Here is a 7,815-nt window from a genome sequence, read left to right on the forward strand (position 1 = left end):
GGCACTAACACCCGCCATTTTCTTTTCCGCGCCGACGGCTGTGTCCAGGTCGGTGCACCCACCGAACGCAACGAATCCGACCGTGTCGCGTGGATTCCGCTCGCCGAGCTGCGCGGGATGATCGAACGCCGGGAGGTCGTCAGTGGCGCCACGATCGTCGGCGTGCTGTCGTTGCTGCTCGGTCGTCCTGCTCACCCTGCTTGACGTCGAGCCCTCCTACCTGCAGGCCGGGCTGGACCAGGTGCGGGCCTCCTACGGATCGATGCAGAACTACGCGACCGAGGGACTCGGGCTGAGCCCCCGGACGCTGCGGGCCCTGCGGACAAAGCTCCTCGTCGGTCAGGCCCGATAGCCCCCGCGTCACGGCGGACGGCACGCTCCGCGGCGAGCAGGAGGACGCGCGGATCCAGCGGGCATCCTCCTGCTCGTTCGCCCGCGCCGGGAGGCCATCGACCAGGTCCGCTCGGTCGCAGTGATAAGCACATGCGATCGATGCGATCACGAACTGGCGTTGGACGTCCCATGATGTTCGCCCTTAGCTTTACGGGCATGGCTGAGACTGCTGGCGGCTTCCCCAGGGGCGCCGCCCGCCCGTCGGCCCCGTCCTCGGCCGCGGTCCCCAGCGCGCCCGGACGGCGCCTCGTGCGGCGACGCGTGGTCGATTTCATGCGCCGGGGCACGACCGGCTGTCGCTGACCAGCCGGGGTCCTGGCCGCCGAGCCCTGCTGTCACAGGCGATCTCCCGGCCGGTCCTTGCGCCCCGCACCCGCGTCGGGCCGTCCAGGCGACCAGCACAGGCAGAGGACCGCACACGTGACGACACTGACCAGTACGGAAACCGCCGGCGCGGATGCGGCCAGGCCGACGACGCGGCTCGGGTTCAACACCCGGGTGTCCTTTACCGCCGGCGAGGCGGGACGCGGGCTGCGTGACGGCATCGAGCTGTTCAGGGCGGCCGAGGAGCTCGGCTACCAGTCCGGCTGGGCCTACCAGCGGCACTTCGACAACTACCTGTCCTCGCCGCTGCCGTTCTTCGCCGCCGCCGGGCAGCACACCAGCCGGATCACCTTCGGCAGCGCGGTCATCCCGATGCGCTACCAGGAGCCGATCCTGCTGGCCGAGGCGGCCGGCACCACCGATCTGCTCACCGGCGGACGGCTCCAGCTGGCCTTCTCCAGCGGTTCCGACGCCTGGGACGACGTCTTCGGCGCCGTCGACACGGACGCCCGCACCGAGGGCCAGCGGCGGCTACGCCGGTTCCTGGCCGGTGTCTCCGGCGAGGTGCTGCACACCGTCACCGAGCATCGGCCGCCCGGCCCCCCGGTCGGCACCGAGCTGCGGGTGACCCCGCACAGCCCGGGCCTGCGCGAACGCATCTGGTACGGCTCCGGTCACATCGACTCGGCGGTGAACGCGGCCCGGCTCGGGCTGCGGCTGATCACCGGGACCATTCTGCGTGGACTGGCCGAGGGGGAGACCTTCGGCGAGTACCAGGCCCGCCTCATCGGCGAGTACCGGGCCGCCTGGACGGCCACCCACGGCACCCCGCCGCCGCCGGTCGCGGTGTCCGCGTCCGTGCTGCCCGGGCCGACCGGCGAGCTGCGCGAGACCTACGCCGCCTACGACCTGGAGCGACGCACCTACGGGCCGGCCGCGTCCCGGCCGCGGGGTGCCCTGCCGCCGATCAGACTCGCCGAGCTGCCGGCCGGGTTCGCGATGAGCCCAGTCTACCACGGCGATCCGGACGCGGTGGCCGCGGCGGTGCTCGCCGACCCGGGTATCTCGGTCGCCGACGAACTGGTGCTGTTCCTGCCGCCGGCCTTCGGCCTCGACCAGAACATCCGCCTGATCACCGACCTGGCCACCACCGTCGCCCCGGCTCTCGGCTGGACCCCGGCCGATCCCACGTAGGCCACGCCTGACCGGAGTTGATCGACTACGCTTCTGGAGTGGATGACTCGCTCCCGACGGAGAACAGTCTTCCGTTCGGTAGACTTGGCCGGTTCTGGCGAGGAAATCTGCACACCCATACGGACCGGTCCGACGGGGCGCTGTCGCCGGCGGAGACGGCGCGGCACTACCGGCAGGCCGGTTACGACTTCCTGGCGATCACCGATCATTTTCGAGCCAGGTTCGGGTTCCCGCTGGTCGACACCCGTGACCTGCGCACCGAGGGATTCACGACCCTGATCGGTGCCGAGCTGCACGCACCGCGTACGGAGTTCTCCGACGAGTGGCACATCATCGCGGTCGGCCTGCCCCTGGGTTTCCCACGGCCCGAGCCCGAGGAGACCGGCCCGGCACTGGCCCGCCGGGCGCGGGCCGCGGGCGCGTTCATCGGGATGGCGCATCCGGCGGCGTCCCTGCTCACGCTGGCGGACGCCGAAAGCCTCGACGCGGCCCACGCCGTCGAGGTGCACAACGCGCTGGCGGCCCTAGAGGACCGTGGCGACAGCTGGGTGCACGTCCGCGCCGTCGCCCTCGATCCGAACGAACTCCTGGCCGCTCTCAAAGCCGGCCACTACTACGCGAGCACCGGCCCCGAACTACACGATGTCGAGCTGCGTGAGGGTCAGATCACCGTCCGGTGTTCGCCGGTGCGCAGGATCCTGCTGACCGGTGGCGTCCCGGGCAAGCAGGTGCTGGTGGGAAAAGAACTGACGGAAGGCTCACTCCCGGTCGCGATGTTCGGTGACGGCTACTGCCGGGTCACCGTCGAGGACGCCGCCGGCGGCCGCGCCTGGACCAACCCCATCCACCTTCGACGGCCGTGACCCGGGCGCGGATCAGTCATTCCTTGTGATCGCGCTGCTGACACCAGCGAGGATCCATCGTCCGCTGTTGCGGCTGGCCGGTATTCAGCCGTGCGGGGGAATCCTTGATGCTGCCGCATATGAGTACTGTCGAGACCGGACCGATTACACCGCAGGCTGATAGCCCGATCTCATGCCCGCAGCAGAGTGATTGTGCGTCCGGCGAGGCTCAAGGTGGTGGTGATGCTGGTCCGTTCGGCGATGGGTTTCGCGGCGGGTCTGCGGTCGAAGATGACGAGTGTGCCGTGGTCGAGGCCGAGCCGGTCCAGATAGCCATCGAGCTGGGCCAGCCCGGTGGGCAGCGTGCCGGCGGCGCCGCCGGCACGGGCCTTGAGCTCGAAGGCCTCTCGCTGGAGGGCGGGTTTTCCGTCCGGTCCGGGATGGGGCCAGCGGATGAGCAGGTCGATCCGCCCGCGGCCTACGCCGTACTCCCGGTCGACGTAACCGCCGCCATTGACGACGCGTTGCAGATACGCCATCAGGACCAGGTGGGGCGCGGCCTCGTGGTAGACCTGCCGGGCAGTCAGGATGTCGCCGTTGGCCCGCCAGAACGCGGCGAACTGTTCGATCAGGCCGGGGATATCCAGGCGACCGTCGGGCAGGACGAACGCCCGGGCCTTCGGGGCGTCCGAGGAGAACTCCAGCACCGGGTCGGTGAGGATCCGCGCGACGACCTCCCGGTAGATCGGGTTGGCGATCCGGACCGGGGAAGTCTGCGCGAGCAGTCCCAGATCCCTGGCGTACTGGACGTCGTCCGCTGGCGGGTCGGTGGTCGGCTCCGTCCCGGCCAGCACCGGTTCGATGATGACCCGGACCCGGGGCTCGTTGAGCTTGTCGGCCAGCGAGTCGAGATGGGTCGCCCGGGCGCGGATCAGCCGTTCCTTCGCCTCGTTGACGTGGTCGGCGGTGACCGGTTCGGTATATGGCACCGCCATCTCGTCCACGATTTCCGCCGCGAGCGCGTTCACCAGCCATGGCTGCCCGGCAGTCAGCTCCATCACCCGGCTGACTGCGTCCGGGGTGAAGACCTGGCCGGTTTCCGCCGTGTGCTGGCCGTAAAGGCCGCGTACTTCCTCGACGGTGAAATCACCGAGCCGCAGCGATCGGACGACGATGTTGAACGGACTCGGGCCACCGAGACGGCTGGGGTCACCGCCAGCGGCGACCTTATAGTCGCGCAGGTCGCGCAGGTCGCGCAGGCCGCAGAGGGCGAGGGCGGCGGGGAAAGCCGCGGGCCGGCGGCCGGCGCCGCTGCGTAGCTGGCCCAGGACACTGATCAACGTCCGTCCGGTCAGCGCGTCGATTTCGTCGAGGAACAGCACGAGTGGTCGGGGGCAGGCCTGCGACCAGGCGGCCAGCGCGGCTCCCAGCAGGCCCCCGTCGGACGCGTCGGACGCATCGGGCCACCGGGGAGGGCGCAGCTGCGGTGGCAGGGCAGCCTCGGCATCTGCCCGGGTGCGGTCGAGGATGGCGCGGGTCGCCGCCCCCACGTCATCGCCCCACGCCCGTCCTGGCTCGCATGAGGTGAGCAGCGCGGCGTACTGGCCGCCGGCCGTGAGTTCGGCGGCCAACGCACCGAGCGTCGTCGTCTTGCCGGTCTGACGGGGGGGCGTGCACGACGACGTAGCTCTCCCGGCTGACCAGCCGGGGCACCTGTGGCAGGCGCGCCGAAGCCGGGACCATGTAGTGCCGTTGCGGCACACAGGGCCCGGCCGTGTTGAACCAGTGTCCCAACGTGACCGTCCGGTCTTCTGTCTTCGACGTCCCGCTCAGGTCAGGGCGGCCAGCGCGTCGAAGACGCCGGTGAGGCGTTCGGTGTAGCGCTCGGGGCGGCTGACCTCGTCCAGACGGGGCTCGTCCAGGGGGAGGTCGCGTTCGGCGGCCTGTTTGCGCAGGGTGTCGCGGAAGGGGATACCGGTCTGCCAGGTCTCCATCGCCGCGGCCTGGGTGATGGCGTAGGCGTCCTCGCGGGACAGGCCCGTCTCGACCAGTTCGAGCAGCACCGCCGAGGTGTAGACTAGGCCGCCGGTGGCGTCCAGGTTCGCCCGCATCCGGGCGGTGTCGACGACCAGGCCGCGGACCAGCCGGGTGGTCAGGTGCAGCAGGTAGTCGACGCCGGCGGACGCGTCCGGCAGGGCGATCCGCTCGGTGGACGAGTGGGAGATGTCCCGCTCATGCCACAGCGGCACACCTTCGAGCACCGGGACGTACTGGGCGCGGACGATCCGGGCGAGGCCGGCGATGCGCTCCGACATGATCGGGTTCTTCTTGTGCGGCATCGCCGAGGAACCCTTCTGCCCGGAGCCGAACGGCTCGGACAGTTCGCGGACCTCGGTGCGCTGGCCGTGGCGGACCTCCAGCGCGATCGCCTCACACACGGTGGCGAGCCCCGCGAGCGCGGCCACCCAGTTCGCGATGCCGTCGCGCAGCACCACCTGGGTGGCGACCGGGGTCGGGCGCAGCCCCAGCTTCTCGGCGACGTGGATCTCGACGTCCGGCTCGATGTTGGAGTAGGTGCCCACCGCGCCGGAGATCTTCGCGAGGCCGACCTCCGTGCGGGCGGTGCGCAGCCGGTCACGGCAGCGGGCCAGGCCGAACGCGAGGTCGGCGACCCGGTGGCCGAACACGGTCGGTTCGCCGTGGATGCCGTGGGTGCGTCCGACCCGCAGGGTGTTCCGGTGCTCGAGTCCAAGATCACGCAGGGCGGCGACCAGGGTGTCGGCCTTCGCGAGCAGCAGGTCGGTGGCCTCGACGAGCTGCAGGGCGAGCGCGGTGTCGAGCAGGTCCGACGAGGTCATCCCGAAATGGACGTAGGCGGCGGCCGAGCGGGGCTCGGTGTTGTCCGCCCAGGCCGACAGGAAGGCGATCACGTCATGCTGGGTGACGGCCTCGATCTCGGCGACCGCCTCGGGCGTCGGCGCGGGGGCGGCCCGGACCGGTTCGACGCTGTCGGCGGGAATCCGGCCTGCGGCGGCATGGGCCTCGCAGACCAGCACCTCGACCTGACACCACAGTTCGTACTTGTGTGCCTCCGACCAGACCCGGCCCATCTCGGGCAGGGTGTAGCGGCCGATCACTGACCGGCGCCGACGCTGGCCCCGGCACCCGCGGTGGCGTCGGCGGGGGCGGCGAGCGCGGCGAGGCCTTCGGCGGCGGCACGCTCGAAGTCATCCTTGAACTCGGCGAGCCGCAGGCTCAGATCCGGGTCGGCAAGCGCCAGGATCTGGGTGGCGAGGATCGCCGCGTTCGTCGAGTTGTTCAGACCGACGGTCGCCACCGGCACACCCGGCGGCATCTGCGCGATCGCGAGCATCGAGTCCATCCCGTCCAGCGCCCCACCGGAGATCGGCACGCCGATGACCGGCAGTGTCGTCATGGACGCGACGGCGCCGGGCAGCGCGGCGGCCAGGCCCGCCCCGGCGATCACCACGGAGATCCCGCGGCCGCGCAGCTGACCCACGTACTCGGCCAGTGTGCGCGGTGCGCGGTGCGCCGAGATCGACACCTCCTCGTACCCCACGCCGAACCGCTCGAGGGTCGCGCCGGCCTTGCTCATCGTCTGGGCGTCCGACGGCGATCCGAAGACGATGGCCACCCGTGCCTGCCCCGGCGCGCTGCTGCTCTGCGACACGCTCTGCTCCTGTCCCTGTCGATATCGTTTGTCAGTGCCCGCGCGTCAGGCGCCGGCGGTGTGGCGCATCCGGGACGGATCCCCGATGTCGGTGCGGTAGTGCGCGCCGGCCAGCGAGATGCGACTGACCGCCTCATAGGCAGATCCTCGTGCGGATTCCAGGTTGGAGCCGATCGCCGTGACGGACAGCACGCGCCCGCCGGCCGACAGCACCTGACCATGCTCGTCCCGCCTGGTCCCCGCATGCAGGACGTCCACGCCGGTGAGGGCATCGGCCGCGGCCAGGCCCCGGATCGGATCACCCAGCCGCGGTGACTGCGGGTAGCCAGCCGCGGCGACGACGACGGTGATCGCGGCGCCCGAGCGGAACCGCGGTGTGGTCCGTCCCGTCAACACGTCGGTCAGCGGGGTCGACAGCAGCGCGAGGATCGCCTGCGTCTCGGGATCACCGAACCGGACGTTGAACTCCACCACCCGCAGGCCCCTGCCGGTCAGCGCCAACCCCGCGTACAGCAACCCGCTGAACGGGGTGCCGCGCCGCGCCATCTCGTCGACCGTCGGCCGGATCACCTTCTGGACGATCTCGGCGGACAGCCCCTGCGACGCCCACGGCAACGGGGTGTAGGCACCCATCCCGCCGGTGTTGGGCCCGGCGTCCCCGTCTCCCACCCGCTTGTGATCCTGCGCCGGGAGCAACGGCATGATCGCCCCGGACTCGGTGACGATCGCGAACAGCGACACCTCCGGCCCGTCCAGGTACTCCTCGAGGACGACCCGGTCATCCGGCCCGCGCAGACTCGCCCGCACCGCCGCGACGGCGGCCTCGCGATCCTCGGTGACGGTGACGCCCTTACCCGCCGCGAGCCCGTCGTACTTGACGACGTACGGCGGGCCGAACGCGTCCAGATCGGCGAGCGCCGGCTCGACCTCGGTATGGTCACGGGCGGCCGCCGTCGGCACCCCCGCCGCGCGCATCACCTGCTTCGCGAACGCCTTACTACCCTCAAGCCGCGCCGCCGCCGCGCTCGGCCCGAACACGGCGAACCCCCGGCGGCGCACCTCGTCCGCCGCCCCGGCGACCAGCGGCACCTCCGGCCCGATCACCGTCAGATCCGCGCACACCTGTTCGGCGAGCACCGCGACCGCGTCCGGATCGCCGACATCCAACGAGCGCGGCTCGGCGATGTCCGCCGTACCCGCGTTACCCGGGGCGCAGACCAGCGCGTCCACCCGCGGATCGCGGGCCAGCGCCCGGCACAACGCGTGCTCACGCCCACCCGAGCCGACGACCAGAATCCTCATGCGCTTCCCTCATCGACGCCGGAGCGCCGATACCGAAATGCGAGCCAGCCGGGTCGAGTCACCCTGACA

Annotated in this window: 8 protein-coding genes; 4 read left to right on the forward strand and 4 right to left on the reverse strand. The window is 71.3% G+C overall.

What is annotated here, in order from left to right:
• The 4 genes from G6R24_RS15920 to G6R24_RS15935 form a co-directional block, all read left to right on the forward strand.
• Nucleotides 1-204, forward strand: a 204-nt coding sequence (locus tag G6R24_RS15920; RefSeq protein ID WP_476727357.1) for an NUDIX hydrolase, incomplete at its 5' end; no start/stop codon positions are given.
• The gene (locus G6R24_RS15925) at nucleotides 143-352 is read left to right on the forward strand and encodes a tyrosine-protein phosphatase (protein WP_163550032.1); all 210 of its coding nucleotides are present in this window, start codon (nucleotides 143-145) and stop codon (nucleotides 350-352) included. The genes G6R24_RS15920 and G6R24_RS15925, both read left to right, overlap by 62 nt.
• A gap of 461 nt (nucleotides 353-813) precedes the next feature.
• Nucleotides 814-1,911: an LLM class flavin-dependent oxidoreductase gene (locus tag G6R24_RS15930; protein ID WP_163550033.1), complete on the forward strand. Its 1,098-nt coding sequence runs from the start codon at nucleotides 814-816 to the stop codon at nucleotides 1,909-1,911.
• A 38-nt stretch (nucleotides 1,912-1,949) separates the two neighbouring features.
• On the forward strand, nucleotides 1,950-2,774 hold the full coding sequence (locus tag G6R24_RS15935) for a PHP domain-containing protein (RefSeq protein WP_163550034.1): 825 nt from the start codon (nucleotides 1,950-1,952) through the stop codon (nucleotides 2,772-2,774).
• 170 nt (nucleotides 2,775-2,944) lie between these two features.
• On the opposite strand, the gene G6R24_RS15940 is transcribed toward G6R24_RS15935, so the two are convergent.
• The 4 genes from G6R24_RS15940 to purD form a co-directional block, all read right to left on the reverse strand.
• On the reverse strand, nucleotides 2,945-4,384 hold the full coding sequence (locus tag G6R24_RS15940) for an AAA-like domain-containing protein (RefSeq protein WP_225438599.1): 1,440 nt from the start codon (nucleotides 4,382-4,384) through the stop codon (nucleotides 2,945-2,947).
• Between the two features lie 198 nt (nucleotides 4,385-4,582).
• Nucleotides 4,583-5,890, reverse strand: a complete 1,308-nt coding sequence (gene purB / locus G6R24_RS15945) for an adenylosuccinate lyase (protein WP_163550035.1) — start codon at nucleotides 5,888-5,890, stop codon at nucleotides 4,583-4,585.
• On the reverse strand, nucleotides 5,887-6,444 hold the full coding sequence (gene purE / locus G6R24_RS15950; RefSeq protein ID WP_225438600.1) for a 5-(carboxyamino)imidazole ribonucleotide mutase: 558 nt from the start codon (nucleotides 6,442-6,444) through the stop codon (nucleotides 5,887-5,889). Before purE ends, purB begins: the two co-directional genes overlap by 4 nt.
• A gap of 45 nt (nucleotides 6,445-6,489) precedes the next feature.
• The gene (gene purD, locus G6R24_RS15955; protein WP_163550036.1) at nucleotides 6,490-7,746 is read right to left on the reverse strand and encodes a phosphoribosylamine--glycine ligase; all 1,257 of its coding nucleotides are present in this window, start codon (nucleotides 7,744-7,746) and stop codon (nucleotides 6,490-6,492) included.
• Between the last annotated feature and the right edge of the window lie 69 nt (nucleotides 7,747-7,815).

This window comes from Candidatus Frankia nodulisporulans (genome assembly GCF_902806475.1).
GTDB classification, from domain to species: Bacteria; Actinomycetota; Actinomycetes; order Frankiales; family Frankiaceae; genus Frankia; species Frankia umida.